General features: G+C 38.8%; 19 protein-coding genes. 11 read left to right on the forward strand and 8 right to left on the reverse strand.

Going from position 1 to position 21,280, the window contains the following annotated elements; translation table 11 throughout:
• Nucleotides 1–1,060 precede the first annotated feature (1,060 nt).
• Nucleotides 1,061–1,915, forward strand: coding sequence for a hypothetical protein (locus SOI82_RS04445; protein ID WP_320668162.1), 855 nt, complete (start codon nt 1,061–1,063; stop codon nt 1,913–1,915).
• 388 nt (nt 1,916–2,303) lie between these two features.
• Complete coding sequence (locus SOI82_RS04450) at nt 2,304–2,555, forward strand: hypothetical protein (protein WP_320668163.1); 252 nt, start codon at nt 2,304–2,306, stop codon at nt 2,553–2,555.
• A gap of 277 nt (nt 2,556–2,832) precedes the next feature.
• On the opposite strand, the gene SOI82_RS04455 is transcribed toward SOI82_RS04450, so the two are convergent.
• On the reverse strand, nt 2,833–3,036 hold the full coding sequence (locus SOI82_RS04455; RefSeq protein WP_320668164.1) for a hypothetical protein: 204 nt from the start codon (nt 3,034–3,036) through the stop codon (nt 2,833–2,835).
• A 719-nt stretch (nt 3,037–3,755) separates the two neighbouring features.
• On the opposite strand from SOI82_RS04455, the gene SOI82_RS04460 reads away from it, so the two are divergent.
• Entirely contained in the window at nt 3,756–3,893 is a 138-nt protein-coding gene (locus tag SOI82_RS04460; protein WP_320668165.1) for a hypothetical protein, read from the forward strand.
• 260 nt (nt 3,894–4,153) lie between these two features.
• Here SOI82_RS04460 and SOI82_RS04465 read toward each other — a convergent pair whose 3' ends face one another.
• The gene (locus tag SOI82_RS04465) at nt 4,154–5,353 is read right to left on the reverse strand and encodes a hypothetical protein (RefSeq protein ID WP_320668166.1); all 1,200 of its coding nucleotides are present in this window, start codon (nt 5,351–5,353) and stop codon (nt 4,154–4,156) included.
• A 339-nt stretch (nt 5,354–5,692) separates the two neighbouring features.
• Here SOI82_RS04465 and SOI82_RS04470 point away from each other — a divergent pair, with 339 nt between their 5' ends.
• A complete protein-coding gene (locus tag SOI82_RS04470) occupies nt 5,693–6,124 on the forward strand; it encodes a hypothetical protein (protein ID WP_320668167.1) in 432 nt (143 codons plus the stop codon).
• Between the two features lie 552 nt (nt 6,125–6,676).
• Here the strand turns inward: SOI82_RS04470 and ubiE are convergent.
• Entirely contained in the window at nt 6,677–7,378 is a 702-nt protein-coding gene (gene ubiE / locus SOI82_RS04475) for a bifunctional demethylmenaquinone methyltransferase/2-methoxy-6-polyprenyl-1,4-benzoquinol methylase UbiE (protein ID WP_320668168.1), read from the reverse strand.
• 152 nt (nt 7,379–7,530) lie between these two features.
• Entirely contained in the window at nt 7,531–8,304 is a 774-nt protein-coding gene (gene hisF / locus SOI82_RS04480; protein ID WP_320668169.1) for an imidazole glycerol phosphate synthase subunit HisF, read from the reverse strand.
• 57 nt (nt 8,305–8,361) lie between these two features.
• Here hisF and SOI82_RS04485 point away from each other — a divergent pair, with 57 nt between their 5' ends.
• The 3 genes from SOI82_RS04485 to SOI82_RS04495 are packed head-to-tail and all read left to right on the forward strand — an operon-like array spanning nt 8,362 to nt 11,376.
• Nucleotides 8,362–8,586, forward strand: a complete 225-nt coding sequence (locus SOI82_RS04485) for a DUF2862 domain-containing protein (RefSeq protein WP_320668170.1) — start codon at nt 8,362–8,364, stop codon at nt 8,584–8,586.
• Between the two features lie 10 nt (nt 8,587–8,596).
• Nucleotides 8,597–9,550 carry a chlorophyll synthase ChlG gene (gene chlG / locus SOI82_RS04490; RefSeq protein ID WP_320668171.1) on the forward strand — a complete coding sequence of 318 codons (954 nt, stop codon included), beginning with the start codon at nt 8,597–8,599 and terminating at the stop codon, nt 9,548–9,550.
• The gene (locus tag SOI82_RS04495; protein WP_320668172.1) at nt 9,547–11,376 is read left to right on the forward strand and encodes a PBP1A family penicillin-binding protein; all 1,830 of its coding nucleotides are present in this window, start codon (nt 9,547–9,549) and stop codon (nt 11,374–11,376) included. Before chlG ends, SOI82_RS04495 begins: the two co-directional genes overlap by 4 nt.
• Before the next feature lie 120 nt (nt 11,377–11,496).
• On the opposite strand, the gene SOI82_RS04500 is transcribed toward SOI82_RS04495, so the two are convergent.
• Nucleotides 11,497–12,828 (reverse strand): 16S rRNA (cytosine(967)-C(5))-methyltransferase, encoded by a 1,332-nt coding sequence (locus SOI82_RS04500; RefSeq protein ID WP_320668173.1) that lies wholly within the window; start codon nt 12,826–12,828, stop codon nt 11,497–11,499.
• A gap of 368 nt (nt 12,829–13,196) precedes the next feature.
• Here SOI82_RS04500 and trmH point away from each other — a divergent pair, with 368 nt between their 5' ends.
• Nucleotides 13,197–13,886, forward strand: coding sequence for a tRNA (guanosine(18)-2'-O)-methyltransferase TrmH (trmH, locus tag SOI82_RS04505; protein ID WP_320668174.1), 690 nt, complete (start codon nt 13,197–13,199; stop codon nt 13,884–13,886).
• A 14-nt stretch (nt 13,887–13,900) separates the two neighbouring features.
• Here trmH and SOI82_RS04510 read toward each other — a convergent pair whose 3' ends face one another.
• From SOI82_RS04510 to SOI82_RS04520, 3 genes are all read right to left on the reverse strand, one after another.
• Nucleotides 13,901–14,716, reverse strand: a complete 816-nt coding sequence (locus tag SOI82_RS04510; protein WP_320668175.1) for an ABC transporter permease — start codon at nt 14,714–14,716, stop codon at nt 13,901–13,903.
• 380 nt (nt 14,717–15,096) lie between these two features.
• Entirely contained in the window at nt 15,097–16,905 is a 1,809-nt protein-coding gene (gene lepA / locus SOI82_RS04515) for a translation elongation factor 4 (RefSeq protein ID WP_320668176.1), read from the reverse strand.
• Nucleotides 16,906–16,996: 91 nt separating this feature from the next.
• Nucleotides 16,997–18,484, reverse strand: coding sequence for a malate:quinone oxidoreductase (locus tag SOI82_RS04520; protein WP_320668177.1), 1,488 nt, complete (start codon nt 18,482–18,484; stop codon nt 16,997–16,999).
• Between the two features lie 73 nt (nt 18,485–18,557).
• On the opposite strand from SOI82_RS04520, the gene SOI82_RS04525 reads away from it, so the two are divergent.
• From SOI82_RS04525 to SOI82_RS04535, 3 genes are all read left to right on the forward strand, one after another.
• The gene (locus SOI82_RS04525; RefSeq protein WP_320668178.1) at nt 18,558–18,803 is read left to right on the forward strand and encodes a NifU family protein; all 246 of its coding nucleotides are present in this window, start codon (nt 18,558–18,560) and stop codon (nt 18,801–18,803) included.
• Nucleotides 18,804–19,433: 630 nt separating this feature from the next.
• Nucleotides 19,434–20,228 carry a methyltransferase domain-containing protein gene (locus SOI82_RS04530; protein WP_320668179.1) on the forward strand — a complete coding sequence of 265 codons (795 nt, stop codon included), beginning with the start codon at nt 19,434–19,436 and terminating at the stop codon, nt 20,226–20,228.
• A gap of 486 nt (nt 20,229–20,714) precedes the next feature.
• On the forward strand, nt 20,715–20,843 hold the full coding sequence (locus tag SOI82_RS04535) for a hypothetical protein (protein WP_320668180.1): 129 nt from the start codon (nt 20,715–20,717) through the stop codon (nt 20,841–20,843).
• Nucleotides 20,844–21,280: the final 437 nt, after the last annotated feature.

Consider the following 21,280-nt stretch of genomic DNA (forward strand, 5'->3'; position numbering starts at 1 on the left):
TAAGTCTAGTTTGATACTGATTAATTTCATTATAACTCTTCTTGCAGCCTTTCTTGTTTCCTAGAGGGTCTTACCCTGCCAACCTCAATGCTAGAAATAAAAACTATATTAGCACTAAAGGAAAAATCTCTCAAACAATTTGATAGTAGGTACGTCCTAATATATGCCCAAGTGGTCTCCAACTTTATATAGATAGAGGCCTGTTCGCGAAAATGTGTCCCTAACCGCAAAGGTTGGAGCATAAAACATAAAGTCCATTCACAGAGTATATGCGGCCTAAGCTCAGGAAACATCAAGTCAATAAGGGATGGGAAGACTTACTAATAAGGAGTCCAAAATCACGCAGTTCTTTTTTAGGCATTAAAGCTCGCATTATCTATCAAGATCCCTTAAGGGAATACACTTGAAATATAGCAAATAGAGCCACTTTCCTAATACAAACTGATGCATACGCTTTTCTTAAAGTTTACCACTTCTTATTCTGCAAAGGAATCTTTCTATAGAGCAATTAATCAGTTGCAATGCCGTGAGAACAAGGAATAATTCCTAAAATTAAATTGCTAATTTCCTTCTGCCATCTTGATAAATCTTTTGTTTCATTTCAGGTTAACCTACCAAAGAAGGTCAATACAAAATTAATTTTCAAGGACATTCATAAAACACTTGTCTCTTTAGAGAGTATCAAGGTGAACAAAGAAAATACATATTGGATTACAAATGCAATAGCAAAGCAACCTCTAGCACTTTAAAGATAAATTTTTTGAATGCATTAAAAATAGAGAATAGATATATATAGTACTCGAATAAAGTATGCACTCCTAAAGATCTCATAGGATAAATAGGATTAACTCACAAAGCTAATCATTTCGCATATAAACACTCAATTCTTCTTAGCACTCCTTAAGGGGAGAAAGAAATAATATGAGTCTTTAGAAAATTTTTTCCGCATAATAAAGATCATTCCAAGAGATTTTCTACTGAAGAGACTCAAGGTCAAAACGATGCTACACTAAAACAATCCATAAAATCTAACTTGAATATAGTTTTACAAGCTAAAAGTTTGTTCAGTAAGCTCCTCCGTTTAAATCCTCGCATATTCCGTGGAGTGCATTTTACACGTCGTTTTTTTAAGCAATTGGCAGTAATAAGACGATTTGATAGGCACTTACCTTATCAAGGCGAGATTGGTGAAAGTTTTGGTTTTCATGAGTTAAGTTTATCTAAAGAGTCTATTCCTAAAATAAGAAGCCTATATCAAGAAAATCTCAAGAGCTCCAACAATTTAACCATTGATTCGAGTAAATTTGAAGTTTTCAATGAACTTTTTGAACAGCTAAGTAAACCAATTTTGGACTACCTAGGTCCGGAGGCGAAAATAGATGGCGTGAATTTTTTTATACGTTCTAATAAAGATAGTGTAACTCCTAAAGGTTTTTCAACTTATTGGCATACCGACAATGTTGGTGCGAGGTTAAAAGTCTTTGTATGCTTTGAAGGTGATGGTTCGAACCCTACGATAATCTCTCCTCCCCAAAAAAGACCTCCTAGCATTAATTATCAAATTTATAGTTATTTCATTGAGCTGCTCCGATGGCTAAATTTTGCCAACAGATTTAGATTAAGCAACGAAATCTATTTAGCACATCGCACTGGATCAATTTTTTTACTTGATACACAAGTTTTGCATAGAGGCAGTTGGGAAAATTCAATTTCAACAAGACACTTACTGCAATTTGAATTTTCAAACCCTAAAAAGCATGATCTTATGCAAGGGGTCTTAGAAGGACCTATTGGAACAAAGGAATACAATACTTTTAAATTTCATGAGTGCCTATTAAAATCGAGTTGCTTTTCTAATTTCTTAGACAAGAAAAGAGTCAAGAGAATAGGAGAATATCTAGAGTATAAAAGTTAACATAGCAAGTCATTCTAAGTAGAGCTAGATTTAAATCTATACTTCTAGGACAGCACTATATGTACTAAATTTTGATATGCATTATATATAACAGCTTAAACTTTTCGTATTAAAAAACGAGAATGTGGAAGAAAATTCTCACCTTAACTATCTCATAATTAGATACATCATATATCTCCCCACCTAAAGAATCTTGCTAAAGCCTTAAGTGAAGCAAAACAAACCATTCTTAGACCTTCTTATTCTTGAAGTAGAGTGGGAGTTTATTAAGGCTTCATAAGGTAAAAAAATCGCGCAAGAAAGGTCTTGAAAAATCTAAGCCATAGAAATTAGGCCTTGCAATTATTCCTATTCACAGGATCATTGTTTAGAAAGTCAAGGTAACAGCATGAACGATGAAAATTGGAAAGAGGAGTTCAAGCAATGGAAGGCAGATCTAAAGCCCTTCCAAATTAAATTGCTTTCCGAGGGGGCACAAACCCAAAATCAAGCCTGCATACTCAATGATATGTGGTGTGAATGGAAGGACATTGCAGTTAAAAGAAAGATCAAAGAAATCGCAAGTAATTCCTTGTTTATTGAAGACCCATGGGATGACACCACACTGAAAATGACTCAGATTGAATTAAAGGACTCATGAGCTATCCAACTGACAAAAAAGGTAGGTACATCCGTATCCCTACACCGCTTAGAAGGGACTCACCCTCAATAAGGCTCATCTCTATGCACAAAAGATCTATTGAGCGGGAAAAGAAGAAGCTAGGTATTAGCAATTATGGTTTGTTATGGATCACTTTCTTTCGAGGTGTTCTCCTAACTCTGATCATAGAAAGATTATTAGTTCATTAAACTCAATGCATTAAGTGAAAAGAAGCTGTTGTTTTGCATTCATTAACCATATTTATGTATTTCTTTTTTTAAACTCCACCACCAACAGCCTCGGCATAAAACACCTTCCCTTCGGGTGACATCATCAATTTGTTCCATTCGCCATCCTCTGTCTTCATTGCAACTTCTAAGAACGTCTCCTGCCCTCCATTGGCCGTCCATTCTCTAATCCAGTATTGATTTTCCACATCAAACTCATATCCCTTTGACTTCAGTAGCGAGCGAATGGTCACTTCTCTTGCAAAAGCCTCATCCATGCATTCTCTCCTTAACTAACTACTTTAGTAATAGCAAAATAAAGATAATATGCCTACAGATAGAAACAAGCACTCCCAATTTAAGTAAGTAATCTCTACTATCTAGCCCACCTGGATTGTAAGCAAATCTCTTCATTACAAGATTCTAAACCAAAAGAAATTTATTCCATAAAAAAAAGGGATTAACACTAGCACCCAATCCTTTAATAAAAAATTTTCAATTGAATCTATGTAAAACCATTGAAAAAATATTTTACATGCTTCTATAAAGAAATCATACAAAATCAAAAGAATTAAAAGACTACTAATGCCTTAGGATACATATGAAATTTTGTCTATATCCACAAAAAATATTTAGAAATATGATTCTTCTTATTACTGTGTCATTTCAAGTATTTATTTTTTCCTTAATTGGACTAGCACTTTTGGTTGGTTTTCTTTATGCGCTTTATTTTTTCCTTTTAGGCTTAACTGGAGGTGAGCTAGAAAGAAAATCAATGGATAAGAAATGATCAGCCTAAAGATAAAGCCGTCTTTTAAAGATTTTAATCCTTCTTTTCTCTAGTATTTCCCTAGTAGCAGTTTTCTAGTAGTTTTTCCCACTAGAACAAGTTGCCTAAACAATTAATCAGGGATTTTCTCCTATTGATTTCGCAGGGTTAAGTGTAACCCTATTAAAAGAACTCTACAAACACATGGGATTCTTTTCTACTTTTGCCCTGGAATTAATTAATGGCGTACCTTCTGATGCGAAAATATCTGAAGTTGAGAGGGCCACACTTAATCTCAGATCAGAAGAAGAGATGAATGACACAGAGGAAAAGTCGGTATAAGACTATAGTAAGATTTGTAAAAAGCCTCAGAAGAGACTTCCTTTAGTTCACTCCTCAGGCTTTTTCTTTGAAACCAATAATCTTAATTACAATCAATGTTTATGATAGCTAGCTAAGGCTTCAAGTTTTAACTTTGAGCAAAACTAGGTCCTGCTAATTATGATAAAAACTTGTTAATTTTCTTTCAGAGTCCTATCAAATTAATTTAGATAAATTTTCCTCATTTTCATAGCAAATAATAAGTTAAAATTGAATTTGATCTAATTAGTTTTATTTCTTTCATCTACATCTCCCCAAACTTCAGGCGGCTCTTCTCCTAAAACTTCAGACGGCTCTTCTCCCCAAACTTCAGGCGGCTCTTCTCCTAAAACTTCAGGCGGCTCTTCTCCTAAAACTTCAGGCGGCTCTTCTCCTAAAACTTCAGGCGGCTCTTCTCCTAAAACTTCAGGCGATTCATCTCCTAAAACTTCAGGCGATTCGTCTCCTAAAACTTCAGGCGATTCGTCTCCTAAAACTTCAGGCGATTCGTCTCCTAAAACTTCAGGCGATTCGTCTCCTAAAACTTCAGGCGATTCGTCTCCTAAAACTTCAGGCGATTCGTCTCCTAAAACTTCAGGCGGCTCTTCTCCTAAAACTTCAGGCGATTCGTCTCCCGAAACTTCAGGCGATTCATCTCCTAAAACTTCAGGCGATTCGTCTCCCGAAACTTCAGGCGATTCGTCTCCCGAAACTTCAGGCGATTCATCTCCCGAAACTTCAGGCGATTCATCTCCTAAAACTTCAGGCGATTCATCTCCCGAAACTTCAGGCGATTCGTCTCCCGAAACTTCAGGCGATTCGTCTCCCGAAACTTCAGGCGGCTCTTCTCCTAAAACTTCAGGCGATTCGTCTCCCGAAACTTCAGGCGATTCATCTCCTAAAACTTCAGGCGATTCGTCTCCCGAAACTTCAGGCGATTCATCTCCTAAAACTTCAGGCGATTCGTCTCCCGAAACTTCAGGCGGCTCTTCTCCCGAGCCTTCTAAATCATTAACAAGATTCTTTTTATTCTTATCCCAAATAAATTTCCCAAACCAACTTTTATATTGATTATCTTGCACAGAAGGTTTATTATCTTGAGCATTCTCTCCAATATCCTCAGCCTTCTTTTCGTCAATCTCTAAATCACCTGCAACTGAATTTGACTCTTTAGGTTTTTCAATTTCCCCAGCCTGGAATAACCTTGAGTTGGCACCTTTAAAATCTCCTGAACCCTTAAGAACGCCCTGAGTAACTTCAGTAGATAGATAAAAAAGTTTTTTAAAATTTCGAATTAGACTTATCAGATCAGAATATATTTCTGAAATGACTGGTTGAATTTCATAGATCTTAGGAGACTTTCTACTAATTACTATCCAACTCCAAGCTCCCAACACAAATGCAACTAATGCAACAAAAAAAACTAAAATGAGAGTATTCACTATTTAGAGAGCTTTCTCTGAGCATCTTACTTAATTCCCTTTATATTTGCTCCTGTTGAAGTCTTTTTTACCATTAAGCCAAATTCAAAAGGCCTCTAACCACCCATAAGGCAGTTTTCTATCAACTTCACAGTACTTCTACTCCAAAGTTTTCTCCACAACCCTGATCCAATTTTATTGATTTTAGGTATTGCTAAGTCAAGTGCTTTCAATAGCAATGTCTGTTCTATTGAAATTTAACTGGTTTCCACAAAAGGCTCGCTGAAAATCTGAAACTTATTAATACATTTTTGAATCCCGTGGACAATTCTCTATGATAAACGGAATTGAAGAAATTTCATGTCGGAACCAGTTGAATTTGGCTCATTTTATCAACTGCTTAATTCAGTAAAAGAAGGAAGTGAAGAACAAATCAAAGAGCTTCAATGGATGCTTGCAGAATATGAGCACGCAAAAGAATCAAGCAGTGCATATGATGAGCTAGGCCAAATATTTTGTCACCATGGCATAATGGAATTATATGAATATACAGGTCTAGAAAGTATACAGGTTATTAGTTGTTTTGATAAATCAGTATGGGATTATTTAAAACTAAGAACAGATTCCTCCCTTTCTGAATACATGATCAAATCTATGATGTCACATGCAAAGCAACATGACTTAGCAAAAAAAGTCGCTGGCAAATGGAAAATTTCAAGCGAAGAGGTAGAGGCAAATATGGAGGACCTAGCTAAATATGTTGTTGATGGAATCATAGAAGTTGTTTATTAAAAATCTTATTTCTCTCTGTTAAATAAAAGCGTTCTTAGCGGTAACTTCAAAACCTTCAAGGAAGGCTTTCATCTCTTTAAAGGTATGGTTAGCCTCTAAACAACAATACAAAACAAACAAATAGTGTTAATAAAACAATCAAAAAGATATTTTTCAAATCTAGCAGCTTTTATTTAACCACTTCGTTGGAGAAAACTTGACTATTAACCTTTACGAGCTAATAATTTTTCCATTATAAAAGCAGCAAGGCACAAAACAAAAAGGGGGATTAGCTTGAAATGAAGACTTATGCATTGACAATGAAAGCTTGTATGTTCCAATTTACGCATGATCTATACACTTCTTTGTATGGCTGCCAGAAAAGCTTGTCTTTCAAGAAGCTTTCTTATCTCTCAAAGAGCAAGGTATAGTTCATTTTATGATTTAAATGAGCAACAAATTGATTTGATAATACAAAACTTGGCCAACAAGTTATCAGCAACCACTTTGAGACTTAACCTCAGTAAAACCAAATCAGAAGATACTGACCTTCTTGCAGCCTAATCAAAAAATTCAACTTTTAAGCAATAAAATCCCCATTTGACTAAAAGCCAATAGAAGATGATTTGCTTGTTTAAATCCAATTTCAAGGGCTAACTTTTCTTGAATGTGGCCTTGGGGGAATTTTTGTAGGCTCTTCTCTAAATAAAGATAATGTTCTCTCAGCCCTGCCTTATCGGCTATGGGAACAACAACCCGCCTCAAGTAAAATTTTTGAAATTTCGATCTGATTGAATTACTAGCTATTTGGTTGAAATCCAATATTCCCGCGCGCCCACCTGGTTTTAAGACACGATGTACTTCTTTTAATCCTGCTTGAGGATCGGCAAGGTTTCTCAGCCCATAAGCCATTACCACGCCGTCAAAATAATTAGATGGCAATCCAGTATCAAGAGCATCTCCTTTGCGCCAAGAAAGGTTTCGAAAAGACTCTTTAGATGATCTTTTAGTCGCTATAAGAAGAGGCTCTATAGCCGAATCAACTCCCATCACAGTCCCTTTTGGGCAAACCTTGCGAGCCAATGCCAAAGTCAAGTCCCCAGTTCCACAACAAAGGTCCAACCAATGCTCTCCTGGCATTGGAGAGAGCAAAAAAAGTAATCGCTTTTTCCAAACCCTATGTAGTCCTAGACTTAAAAGATCATTTAAATGGTCATAAATCGGAGCAACATCATTAAAGAGTTTCTCAATCGCGAGAGGATCACCAGGCCTCATGAAAGCTTCCTATCAAGAAATTTTTCTAAAGAAGTTCAAAGAACTAAATACCATCCATAATACTAACAGCAACAATTGATATAACAATTCACCCTATATATTTGAATGGTTTTGAGGTGCAAACAATCTCTCACAAGAAAGGCTTCAAGTGATTAACAATTATCAGGCCTGATTAGTAAAGATTTCTTAATTAAATAATCCTTTATTTCCTTTACTGTTAGATCACCATCATGCAAGAGGGATGCCAGTAAAGCAGCAGAAGCCTTCCCATCTGTAAAAGCCATGAAAATGTGTTCCAAGCAGCCTGCACCGCCTGAAGCAATCACAGGAATATCTACTGCTTCAGCAACAGTTCTAGTCAGCTCCAAATCGTAACCAGCTTGAGTTCCATCACCATCCATGGATGTAAGGAGAATCTCACCTGCTCCAAGTTGAGAAATTTTTCTGGTCCATTCCAAAACATCTAGCCCAGTATTCTCCCTTCCTCCTTTTACAAATACATCCCACCCCCATTGATCTGTCTTTCTTCTTTTTGCATCTATCGCCACCACAATGCATTGTGAGCCAAAGCGAGTTGCTCCCTGAACAATCAAATCAGGATTGCTAACCGCTGATGAATTAAGGCTTACTTTGTCTGCCCCAGCGCGCAATAGCTCCTTAATACCATCCACAGTACTTATTCCTCCACCAACAGTAAAAGGAATAGTTACTGACTCAGCTGTTCTTCGAACCATATCGATCAAAGTCGCTCTCCCTTCATGGCTAGCGGCTATATCCAAAAAAACAAGTTCATCTGCACCTGCCTGGCTATATCTGCACGCCAGCTCAACTGGATCACCAGCATCACGAAGGCCAACAAAATTCACACCTTTAACTACACGACCTTCCGCCACATCAAGACAAGGAATCAATCTAAGAGCAACCATTCGTGTAAAAGGAGAGGCGACTGTTAGTGTTGCGCCACAATCTAAGCAGTGAAGCTAATGGCACAAGCAACCACTCTTACAAGAATCGGCTCGAACGTTAGGGTTCAAGTCGATCAGGTTCGTGATCGTATCCCAAAGGACCTGCTTAATAAGCTAAAAACCAACCCCCGTGGCAAAGTTGTGGACTACAAAATGACTGATGGAACAGACATTGGTTTAGTTTTAGAATTCAGCGATGGAACTACCAGCTGGTTCTTTAACAAAGAGATTGCTCGCGGTTGAGGCATAGAGAGTGAGCGACGCCCGACAACTTCTTGGCATCAAAGGAGCCGCAGAAACAAAAAGCATATGGAAGCTGCGTTTGCAGCTTATGAAACCCATTACATGGATCCCACTCTTATGGGGAGTTATTTGTGGTGCAGCCGCTAGTGGGCATTATCAGTGGCGCTTAGCTGATGTTCTTGCAGCATTTGCATGCATGGTCATGAGTGGACCTCTGCTGGCTGGATTCACACAAACAATCAATGATTACTACGATCGAGAGATAGATGCAATTAATGAGCCCAACCGTCCTATTCCTTCTGGCGCAATACCGCTAATTCAAGTAAAGCTACAAATATGGGTCCTCTTAATTGGAGGGTTGTTGGTTGCATATGGATTAGATATTTGGGCAGAGCACAAAACACCTTCAGTACTATTACTTGCACTAGGTGGCTCCTTTGTTAGCTATATCTATTCAGCCCCACCATTGAAACTAAAACAAAATGGATGGCTCGGTAACTATGCACTCGGTGCAAGCTATATAGCTTTACCTTGGTGGGCAGGTCAAGCATTATTTGGACAACTTACTTGGACTACTGCATTCTTGACTCTTGCATATAGTCTTGCAGGCCTAGGCATTGCAATTATCAATGATTTCAAAAGTGTTGAAGGAGATAGAGCCCTGGGACTGCAGTCACTTCCTGTTGTTTTTGGCATCAAAAATGCAAGTTGGATAAGTGCAGGAATGATTGATATCTTCCAACTTGCAATGGTAGGAGTATTAATCTTAATTGGTCAGCATCTTGCATCTGTAATTCTTATTTTATTAATCATTCCTCAAATAACCTTTCAAGATATTTGGTTACTTAGAGATCCTTTAGCTTTTGATGTTAAATATCAAGCCAGTGCTCAACCATTTCTGATACTTGGGATGTTAGTTACTGCATTAGCAATTGGTCATAGCCCTTTGACTCAATTGCTGTGAGTTTAAAAAGCCAGCATTGGCTTTTAGTCGCCACCATATCTTTTCTAGTAGGCTCATTAACATCTATTTCAGAAATAATTTTCGGGAAAGCAGTTGATTCATTCCTACCTGATGCAGAAATAATATCTAACTTTAGACATCCTAGAAGCATCACATTACTTTCGACCAACAATAAAGTCATTCAAAAAATTGGGCCTACTACAAGGGAGAAAGTAGCAACAGGCAAAATGCCATCACTTGTCAAGAAAGCTTTTGTAGCAGCAGAAGACAGAAGATTTTATGAGCACAAAGGTGTTGATTTATGGGGTATAAGTAGAGCATTGTTTATAAATTTAGCCAAGAAAGAAATTATTCAAGGTGGTAGCACAATTACACAACAACTAACTCGAACAGTTTTTCTAAATCAAGACAAAAGTATAATACGGAAACTAAAAGAAGCTGCTCTTGCTTACAAGCTAGAGAGGCAAATGACTAAAAATGAAATTCTTGAGCAATATCTAAATAATGTATACCTAGGATCAGGAGCTTACGGTATTGCAGATGCTGCTTGGGTTTACTTTTCAAAAACTCCAGGCTTACTCAAATTAGAAGAAATTGCCCTGATTGCAGGGCTCGCACCTGCTCCATCTCTTTATTCTCCAATTATTAATCCTGATTTAGCAATTGAGAGACGGTCAATAGTCTTAAAACGGATGAGGAAAGAAGGTTTCATTAACAAGTCGGAGTTTTTATTAGCCATTAACAGCCCACTTCACCTGAAACCAGCTACCCCTAAATATTTTAATAGCGCAGCTCCTTTTTTTACTAGCTGGGTTTATCAGAGACTACTTCTCTTGCTAACGCCTGAACAGCTCGAAATTGGCGGCCTCAAAATCCGCACCAGCCTAAACCTTGAGTGGCAAAGAAAAGCGCAGGAAATAATCACTAAGCAATTACCTAATAATCTCCAAGGCGCAATTGTGTCTATTCAACCGAGAACGGGACTAGTCAGAGTAATGGTTGGAGGAACGGATTTCTATTCCAATCAATTCAATAGGGCGACTCAGGCCCTGCGTTCCCCTGGCTCAACCTTTAAGATTTTTCCTTATGCAGCGGCATTAAGTGTCGGCTTGAAACCAGAAGATAATTTTATAGATGCTCCGCGATGCTGGAATAAATATTGCCCTAAAAACTTTGGAGACAAATATATGGGGAAAGTATCTCTTTCAGAAGCTTTTAAAAACTCATTAAACACAATTGCAGTTGAGCTCCTAGAAAAAGTAGGGTTTGAGAAAGTCATCTCGACAGCAAATAGCCTGGGAATCGGTCACAAGCGACCATTAGGAAAATACTATCCATTAGCAATTGGAGCCTATGAGCAAACAGTATTAGATATGACTGCAGCATATGCAGGAGTAGCTAATCGAGGGGTTTATATCAAGCCAACACCATTTGAAGAAATTCGTGGCCCTAAGAACACTCTGCTATGGAGCTATAAAGTTAATCATCCAAAAGGGTTACAAGTACTAAAAGTAAGTGTCGCTGACAAGCTTAATCGAATGTTAGAAGAAGTGGTAAGCAGTGGGACAGGAAAAGTTGCCTATCTCAAAAACAGGCCTGTAGCAGGGAAGACAGGGACCTCAGAGGGGGGAAGGGACCTTTGGTTTATAGGTTCCATACCCCAACTTTCAACGGGAGTCTGGCTTGGTTATGACAACAATAAAGAGACAAGAATTGGCAGCGGAGAAGCCGCCTGGGTATGGAAGCAATTCATATTACAAATTGAAAGAAATCTCCCAATATTAACATTCCCAAAGAGTCAAGTCTTAGACAAGACAAAAGCATAGCAGCACATGAATGATCATAAAAGTATGAGCTCCTAATGTTCTTTTCTTGCACTATTCTCTACTATTAATTGTCATTAAATAGGGTGTAAAGTGAAGAAAGCTCATAAGGAACAAAGAAATCTACTCAACCCTTTCAATCACTGCGGCATAAAAACCATCTCCAGGATTGATCAAGTCAGGCCAAAGTTGCTTCTCTTCCTTAAGTATTAGCTCTGGGTGCAGTTTAAGAAATCGGGCAATTTGATGCTCGTTCTCGTCAGGATGAATAGTGCATGTCGAATAAACAATGCGACCTCCACGGCCTAGCAAAGGAAGAACACCTTCTAATAATTTCGATTGCAATGCAACAAGTTCATCCACTTGAGCACGAGAGATCCTCCAACGTGCATCAGGGTGCCTAGCCAATGTTCCTAAACCAGAGCAAGGAGCATCTAACAAGATTTTCTGAAAAAAACCACTCCATCGTGGATTTATCTCCAACAAAGAAGAAGAATCAGCTGCCAATAAATGCAAGCAATTACAACCAAGACGGTTAGCGTTAGCAGCCAGTCGCTTGAGCCGGTCTTTTGAACGATCCACGGCCCAAACCTCACCCTTATCTCCCATTAATTCAATAAGATGGGTGGTCTTACCTCCTGGTGCTGAACAAGCATCAAGAACAGTTTCTCCAGGTTGCGGTTCTAATAATGGGGACACCCACTGCGCTGCCCGATCTTGCACACACCAATATCCTTCTTCGTATCCCGGCCATTTCCGCAAATCTCCAAAGCCCAATTTCACCTGCAACCCATCAGGGCAGTCATCTACAAATACACTCTCTATTCCTGCATCTTCAAATACTTGCTTCATAATTTCTGGAGTTGTGCGAAGACGGTTGACTCTTAAATCAAAAGGCGGGACCTGGTTAGAAGCTTTTGCAATCTCTCCAGCAGCCACTTCTCCTCTCCAAGCAATCAAATCAGCAGCAAGCCAAAGAGGAAATGAATGCAATTGAGCTAACTTTGCTGCCGGTTTTTCCGGTAGAGGAATCTCTTTACCATCATCCTTAGCCCTTTGCGCCGCTCGCAAAACACCATTTACGACAGGGGCAAGGCGAGATAATTTGCTGGCCTTAGCAAGTTCCACAGTTGTGTTTAAAGCAGCTGAAGAAGGAATTCGCTCCATCACCAGCAACTGATAAAGGCCAATATGCAATAACCAACGAAGCTTTGGAGGTTGCTTGCTAGAAGTCACCTTCCCAAAAAAGTCCAGCCAACAATCCAGCAAATAGCGCTGTCTTATTGCCCCAAAAGCAATTTCCATAGCGAGTCGTCTATCAACCTCGCTTAAGGAGTACTTACTCAAAACCCTATCAAAAGCGACATCTGCGTAAGCACCTGCCGCGACAGCCATTAAGACTTCCCAGGCGGCCTTCCTGGACAAAAGGCCCGTTTTGGAGGTTTCAAGAAGCATTAAGAGATCACATCAAACTGACAACAATTTCATAAACATCAAGCTACAGAAATCAATATCCAAGTAGCCAAAGACATCGTTTAAAATCAGATCTTGAAGAACATCGAATCAAAAGACTTTAGAGATTAAAAGAGTTCTTTCCAAAACTTCTGACTTATTTTATCCAAATCACATAACAAGTTTCGATCTACTTCCACTGAAAGTCACAAAGACAAGTTCAATCAATAACCATGTGCACCAAATAAACCTATTGTTTAACAAAACCTACTCCTCAATGGTATGGAAGCTTTTCCAGAAATTACCAATTTCCTACTAGGTTTTTGAGATAGGGAAAGTAATAACCTCTTCTTAGATGGATTACTCAGTTAATGCCTCTTCTACCACGTCGATTCAAGCGCCTAAAAGCTGTCCTTAATTGCCGAATGGCAGATCTCACAGTACTTGTTGAGCATGTAGAAAAGCCTCATAATCTCTCAGCAATACTTCGTAGCTGCGATGCAGTTGGAGTGCTCGAAGCACATGCAATTTGCAAAGAGAGCAAGATCAGTACCTTCAACAGCACAGCTCAAGGGAGTCAAAAGTGGGTAAAGCTTCATGAATACTCCAACATTAAATCTGCAGTAGAGACCCTAAAAAAAAGTGGCTTCATAATATATGGAACAAATCTTGCTATAGAAGCAAAAGATTATCGAGAATGTGACTTCACTGGACCAACGGCATTTGTTCTCGGAGCAGAAAAATGGGGGCTAAGTCAATCTGCAACTGATCTGATGGATGAAGCTATTTTCATTCCAATGAGAGGAATGGTCCAATCATTAAATGTATCTGTAGCAGCTTCAACATTACTTTTTGAAGCTCTTCGCCAAAGAGAGCGGAAAAAAGGCACTCCAAAATCAGGGGAAGGAGTCCCACCAGAAGTATATGACCAGATAATTTTTGAATGGGCTTACCCTCAAGTTGCAAAGTGGTGCAAACTTATTGGAAGAAAGTACCCTGAAATAAATGATAAAGGGGAAATAATAGAAGAGCTTCCAAGAACAATGAAATTACGTTACTGATCAACTAAATAATATTATTGAGCTTTTTTACTAGTATCAGATATCCAACTTTCAAGTCCATCTCCCAAGAAAGATAATCCAAGTACTAATACGAACATTGCTATTCCTGGATAAAGTGCTGTCCACCAAATTCCAGTTGGCAAAGCAGAAAGTGCCAAATTTAAATCACCTCCCCATTCTGGAACTGATTCAGGCAAGCCCAACCCTAAAAACCCAAGGCCTCCTAGTACCAAAACAGCATCAGCGGCATTTAATGTTAGCAATACTGGAACAGAAGCAATAACATTACGCAGTAAGTATTTGCGAAGTATCCACAAAGGATTAGCACCAATTGCACGCGCAGCTTCTACAAAAAGTTCAGATTTAACTTGAACTGTCTGATTCCTTACAACACGGAAGTACTGAGGGACATATACAACACATAATGCTGCTGCTGCATTTGGGATACCTCGTCCCAACAAAAAAGCCATAACTACTGACAAAAGAAGTACAGGCACGGCATAAAGGGTATCCATAATTAGGACTAAAACCCTGTCAGCAGCACCCCCTAAATAGCCACTTAGCATTCCAAGAGGAACACCGAAAAGAACAGCAAGGATCACTGCAAAAAAAACGACCTGAAGAGCTACACCACTACCTGCCAAAGTTCTGACACAAACATCTCTCCCAAGTCGATCAGTCCCACACCAATGATTCAAGGAAGGAGGCGAATAAATAGGGTTTGCCAACCCATAGTTTGGATCAGGCAATAGGCCTAAATGAGACATTATTGGCGTGCCAATTGCAGCAATTAAATATATGCTCAAAATCACAATCCCCCATCGAGACATGCGACTTGAGAGGCTGGAATCTTTCAGGAACCTTCTCAAAGCAAATCTGAGAGCGACTTGGATATGATTAAATTCTACTTATAGAGTAGAAATATTCCTTAAAAACCGCTTAAATATCTTTGCGAATAAACTCAAACATGACATCAAAGGAGCACGGCCTCACCGTTGGTGAATTGACCATAGCAATTAGCGCAGTGATTATTGCAGGTCTTATTTGGTCAACAATAAGCAAGAAATATGATTCAAAGTCCTCCTACATTAGGATTCCAGACCTCTCTCCGAATCAAACACATCTGACAATTACTTAATAAGGCCAAGAAGTAGAATATCATTATAAATGTTGAAGCAAATAAAGACTATAGAGTTCAAATTCCTTTGAATTATTGGTTTAATTTTAAGACTGCCATAAATGCTTCTTGGGGGACATCAACCTTTCCCATTGCTTTCATCCTTTTTTTCCCTTTAGCTTGCTTCTTCAGTAGTTTCTTCTTTCTTGAAATATCTCCTCCATAACATTTAGCTAACACATCTTTACGCATTGCACTAATACTTTCACTAGCAATAATCCTGCTTCCAATAGACGCCTGAAGTGGGATTTTAAATTGTTGCCTGGGAATAAGCTCTTTCAATTTCTCAACTAGGCCTTTCCCAACACCATATGCTTTGTCGCGATGAACAATTGTAGTTAAGGGATCTGCTTTCTCTGAGTTAATTAAAATATCCAAGCGGACCAAATCATTCTTTCTATATCCAATCAAATGATATTCCATTGATGCATACCCTTTTGTTCGACTCTTCATTTGGTCGAAAAAGTCTGTTACGACTTCTGCAAGTGGAATTTCATAAGTCAAAGTAACCCGATCTGTTGTGATGTATTTCATATCAATGAAATCACCTCGACGATCCTGACAAAGCCCCATAAGCGTGCCATTGAATTCGTTAGGAGCATAAATTTCAATCCGAACATATGGTTCTTCTATAGATTCACGCTTTTGTGGGTCAGGCAAAGTTGCAGGATTATCAATCATCACAACTTCCTCGTTAAGCATGTTTACCTGATAAATAACAGAGGGGGCAGTCACAATTAGGTCTAAGTCATACTCTCGCTCTAATCGTTCCTGAACAATCTCCATATGTAACAGTCCAAGAAAACCACAACGAAAGCCAAAGCCCATTGCACTACTTGTTTCTGGCTCATATTTCAATGCAGCATCCGAAAGCTGAAGCTTCTCTAATGCATCTCTTAAGTCAGGGTATTGATCTGCATCTGTAGGAAATAGACCACAAAACACCATAGGCTTTGCCTCTATATATCCAGGCAATGGATGTTGAGCTGGTGCATTCAACAGCGTAATCGTGTCACCAACCCTTGCATCTGCTACTGCCTTGATAGAAGCCGCAAGGTAGCCCACTTCTCCAGCATGTAATTCATCAACTGGGCATTGATTAGGAGCCATTATTCCAATTTCATCAAGTTCATAGCTTTTCTTGCTAGCCATAAGAAAAACTTTGTCTTTAATGCCTATGTGCCCACTAATTACTCGAAAATAAACAATCACGCCTCTATATGGGTCATAGTAAGAGTCAAATATCAACGCCTTTGTTGCAAGGTTTACAGCATTCTCAGGTGGAGGGATACGCTCAACTACTGCTTCAAGAATTTCATTAATTCCAAGACCTGTTTTCGCTGAACAACAAATTGCCTGAGAAGTATCTAAACCAATAATCGACTCTATTTCTTCCTTTATCCTTTCTATATCAGAGCCGGGCAAGTCAATCTTATTAAGTACTGGAATTATTTCCAGGTCATTCTCTAATGCCAAATAAACATTAGCCAGAGTTTGAGCTTCTACACCTTGACTTGCATCAACAACTAATAATGCCCCCTCACAAGCTTGCAAAGATCGGCTGACTTCATATGAAAAATCAACATGACCTGGGGTGTCTATAAGGTTCAGGACATAGCTTTCTCCATCAGAAGCTCGGTAAGTCATCCTTGCCGCCTGCAGCTTAATTGTTATTCCCCTTTCTCTTTCAAGATCCATGTTGTCCAAAAACTGATCTTGCATATCTCTCCCCGCTACTGTTCCTGTGTCTTGCAAGAGCCTGTCGGCAAGAGTGGACTTCCCGTGGTCTATATGTGCAATTATGCAAAAGTTTCTCAAACGAGAAACAGGAACATCTGTCATACGATTGCAAATTGCCGCTTCCGGCCTGATGAAGTCAATTATCGGATCTTATAGAGCCACATCTTTTATTAGTAAGAAACCAAAAAATAACTCACATCAGATTCAACAAAGAATTACTCCTCTTGCGGGTCTCTATAAGGAGCACCTCGTCATTGAAATCTTTCCCAAAGCTTGGTAGAAGAGCTCTCAATCTCTTGATCCATCCATCACTGGACATCTTGTCAGCCCAACATCGCTGCAAAACCTCCAACATAATTGTTACTGCTGTACTAGCTCCTGGAGAAGCACCTAACAGAGCAGCTAATGAACCATCAGCAGAAGTAACCACCTCAGTTCCCATCTGAAGAACACCCCCTTGATTAGTGCGTTTAATAATCTGAACTCTCTGCCCAGCAACAGATAAGGTCCAATCCTTCTGATTTGCTCTCGGCAAAAATTCTTTCAAAGATTTCATACGTTCATCATCATCCAATCGAAGCTGAGCAAATAGGTACTTAACCAAATCGAAGTTGTTCATCCCTACCTGCATCATTGGCGCAAAATTGGCTTTATTAATAGATCGAAAAAGATCCATGCCAGAGCCCTCCTTTAGAAACTTTGTCGTGAAGCCTGCAAAAGGTCCAAACAGCAAAGACCTTTCACCATCAATCCAACGACTATCTAAATGAGGTACTGACATAGGAGGAGCACCTACCTTGGCCTTTCCATAAACTTTGGCATTATGTTTTTCTGTCAATTCAGAATCAGAGCAGACCAACCACTGACCACTGACTGGGAACCCAGCATATTGAGAGGCTTCTGGGATTTCAGATTTCTGCAATAGAGTTAGTGATCCTCCACCGGCCCCGAGGAAAACAAAAGGTGAATACACCTCAGAAATCCCATACTCATCTTTTAATTCAATCTTCCAAGACCTCTTGTCATCCCTTTGCAGGTCAATTACTTCAGTAGAAAGTTTCAACTCTAATGCTCCAGTTTTTTCAAGGGACTGAAGATAGGCCTTAGTAAGTGAACCAAAATCTATATCTGTTCCTCTCAAAGTACGAGTGGCCGCTATTTGTTGACCAAAAGCTCGACCCTCCATTACTAATGGCATCCATTCAGCAAGCTCACCGAAATCAGTACTCCACTCCATATCAGCAAAAGCTGGAAGAGCATTCAATTCCTGATAGCGCTTTCTCAAATAGGAAACATCAGGTTCTCCCCAAACGATGCTGATTTGTGGCAAAACATTGAGAAATTTCTGTGGGTTGATTTTTCCTTTCTCAGTTAAAGATGCCCAAAATTCAAGACTTTGCTCAAAAGCTTTATTGATTTCGAGTGCTTTCAAAATATTGACCGTGCCATCACCCTGTAATGGCGTGTAATTCAGTTCACAATTAGCTGCATGTCCTGTCCCTGCATTATTTACTGCTGCACTGCTTTCTAGAGCTGGCGCATCTAGTCGCTCAACGATCAACAATCTTGCCTCTGGCTCCAACTCATGAAGAAGAACAGCCAAGGTAGAGCTCATAATTCCTCCACCTATAAGTACTGCCTCATAACGGAGTTCAGAACGATTTATATCAGGAACGTACAAATTGCCAGCGCTCCTACACTCAATTCATGAACCTATTTCCTAGGCTAATCACAAACAAAAGAGAAGCAATCCAATGAGCACTGAAAGCATGGCACTTACCCAAGAAAACGTCGAAACCGTGCTAGACGAATTGAGGCCGTTTCTAATGGCAGATGGTGGGAATGTCGAAATAGTCGAAATCGATGGCCCAATAGTGAAAGTGCGGCTTCAAGGTGCTTGCGGAAGCTGCCCTAGCAGTACTATGACTCTAAAGATGGGAATAGAAAGAAAGCTCCGTGAGGCCATCCCTGAGGTAAGTGAAGTAATACAAGTGCTTTAAAACGCAACTCGCAATTGAATTAACTTCTGCGAAATAAGAACAAATCATTATTGCAATTTTTAACGCAACAATGATTTGTTCTTTCTGATCTAAAAGAGAAGAGCTCTAGTCTAAATACACTTTATAATCAAAGAACACCATTACCAATCACAAAAAGCAAAAAGCGCATAAAGAAACTCTCAAAATCAACCAATTTTCCAGTATTTTTATTCAATTCAGTATTTTTATTCAATTAAATCTATATATTCACCAAAAAGAATAAACAAGCAGTCAAGCCCTAGAAAATTGTTAGCAGAGAAAGCTGAAGGTGCAAATTTTAATTCCTTTAATATTAACATCAAAAAGTATCTTACCTATGTAACAAAAAAAGCTCAAAGAAGCAAATATCGAGCAAAAACCAATAAATATTCAATAGAAGCTCACAACTAGAACTAACTGCAATGAAGCACAAAAAGCATGATCACAGATTTCCAATAAGTATGCTTAAGAGAGAACAGTTTTTTCATCATTATGGTTTACATTCAAGCAATCAAAGGCTTAGAGAGCTAAGTTCTCCTACAAACTCCTAACTTATCAGCTCTAAGCCAACATCTATAAATCAAAATAGCTAAATTGCATTAGAAGATTACTTTGTCAGAAAACCGCTGCAATCCTTCCATCAACCCTTTAGCAGAAGCCAAGCTAGACCAGACAAAGGCCGTAGATACTCGTTATGGGGCAGCTGCCAATAATCATGAAAGCTGCCTATGCACTCCTGTTTTATTTGACAAGAAGTTATTAAAAGCAATCCCTTCTAAAGTCATTGAAAGAGATTATGGATGCGGCGATCCGACACGATGGGTCAAAGTAAACGATACAGTGCTAGACCTCGGCAGTGGCAGTGGAAAAAATGCTTTTATTTGTGCACAAGTAGTTGGCCAATCAGGCAAAGTAATTGGAGTAGACAGAAACAAAGAAATGCTAAAGCTCGCAAGAGCGGCATGTCCTTTAGTCGCAGAGAACATAGGGTTTTCAAACGTTAGCTTTATTGAAGGAAATATCGAATCCCTTGATGCACTTCAGAGCGATAGTTCACCGCTCATACCGAAAGGAATCATTGATGTTGTTCTAAGCAACTGTGTGCTAAATCTGGTAAATCCCTCAGGTCGCCAAGCCTTATTAAAGAATATTAAACGAGTTTTAAAGCCAGGAGGGCGCGTTGCTATTAGCGATATTGTTTCAAGCCGTCCAGTCCCTATATCCCTCCAAAAAGACCCTGAGTTATGGAGTGGTTGTATTAGTGGAGCATGGCAAGAAGATCAGTTTATAAACGATTTCCGGGCTCTTGGGTTTAAAAACGTTAAGTATGCCGAGCGCTCAGTAAAGCCATGGAAAAAGATTAAACAAATTGAATTCCGTTCAGTTACTCTTATAGGAAATCTATAAAAGAATTAATCCAAGAATCAAATAAAGTTTACCCCAAAATGCCAAAAAGTTTTAATTTAAATCTAAAGTGAGTAGCCTCAGTGCAATATTTATAAGGTATTAGTCTAATAGCACTTGAAACCTTAACCTTTGATTTCGAAGAATTTACATGCCACATCAATCTTAATTAAGTCATTAAAAGAAAGAGGTATAGCTTAAGCAAAAGTTTTTATCAAGGTGCCAATCTAAGAGTGAATTTAATTTCTTAAAATATATTTCTTTTACTTGCCTAAGCAACAGAAAGAAGCATTATTCAGTACCGAATATTATATGCTCAAAATATAGTTTTGATGCTTGTAAGAAACTTAAGTGGCTAAGAATTTATCCCCGAGATTACGCTTGTGGGAAGTTATTTTTTCATGCATCCAATATACACATAGGCTTATTACAGCTTCAAAACTGAATACTAAGTAAATGGTCTTGTCATAAGTGAGTTATAGTTTTTTAATGAATGAAACCAAACAACATGCCAAGCTTCTAAAGCTACAGGCAAAAGCTGAGAACTGTATCTCTCGAAAAGAAGCTCAAAAGCTAATACGCAAAGCAGACAAAGCACACCAGAAGCTCTCCTCATAATCGACAAAAAGAGCATTGATTCGTAAATCAAGATTTTGGTCTGTTAGAGCTCAAGCTTTTCAGCGATCAACCCGTTCAAGAAGAATCTTCAATGCCTACTAAGTAGGCCGCTTTAGGAAAACTAGATCGCAGGTGATCAAGCTTTCAACAAAAAAGCCATATTGCCGTCGAGGCATAGCCATAAATAAGACTCTGAGAAGTTTTGAGCATCTAGCCAACAAAATCAAGCAAAACAGCCATGAAACAAAATCTAACCACTTGTGCTGGTCAGCTTATCCTGCTGTTACACGACCCTTGGGATTTTAAATATAAAAACTAATAAACAATAGTCGTATATTATCTTAGTCTACTTGTAAATAGTCATGGAAGAAGCTCAGTCTAAACAGCAATGACTCTTCCTTGACTATTTACAAGTAGACTTAATTAAGCTCTAGCAG

The organism is Prochlorococcus sp. MIT 1307, assembly GCF_034092395.1.
In the GTDB taxonomy this organism is placed as follows: Bacteria; Cyanobacteriota; Cyanobacteriia; order PCC-6307; family Cyanobiaceae; genus AG-363-K07.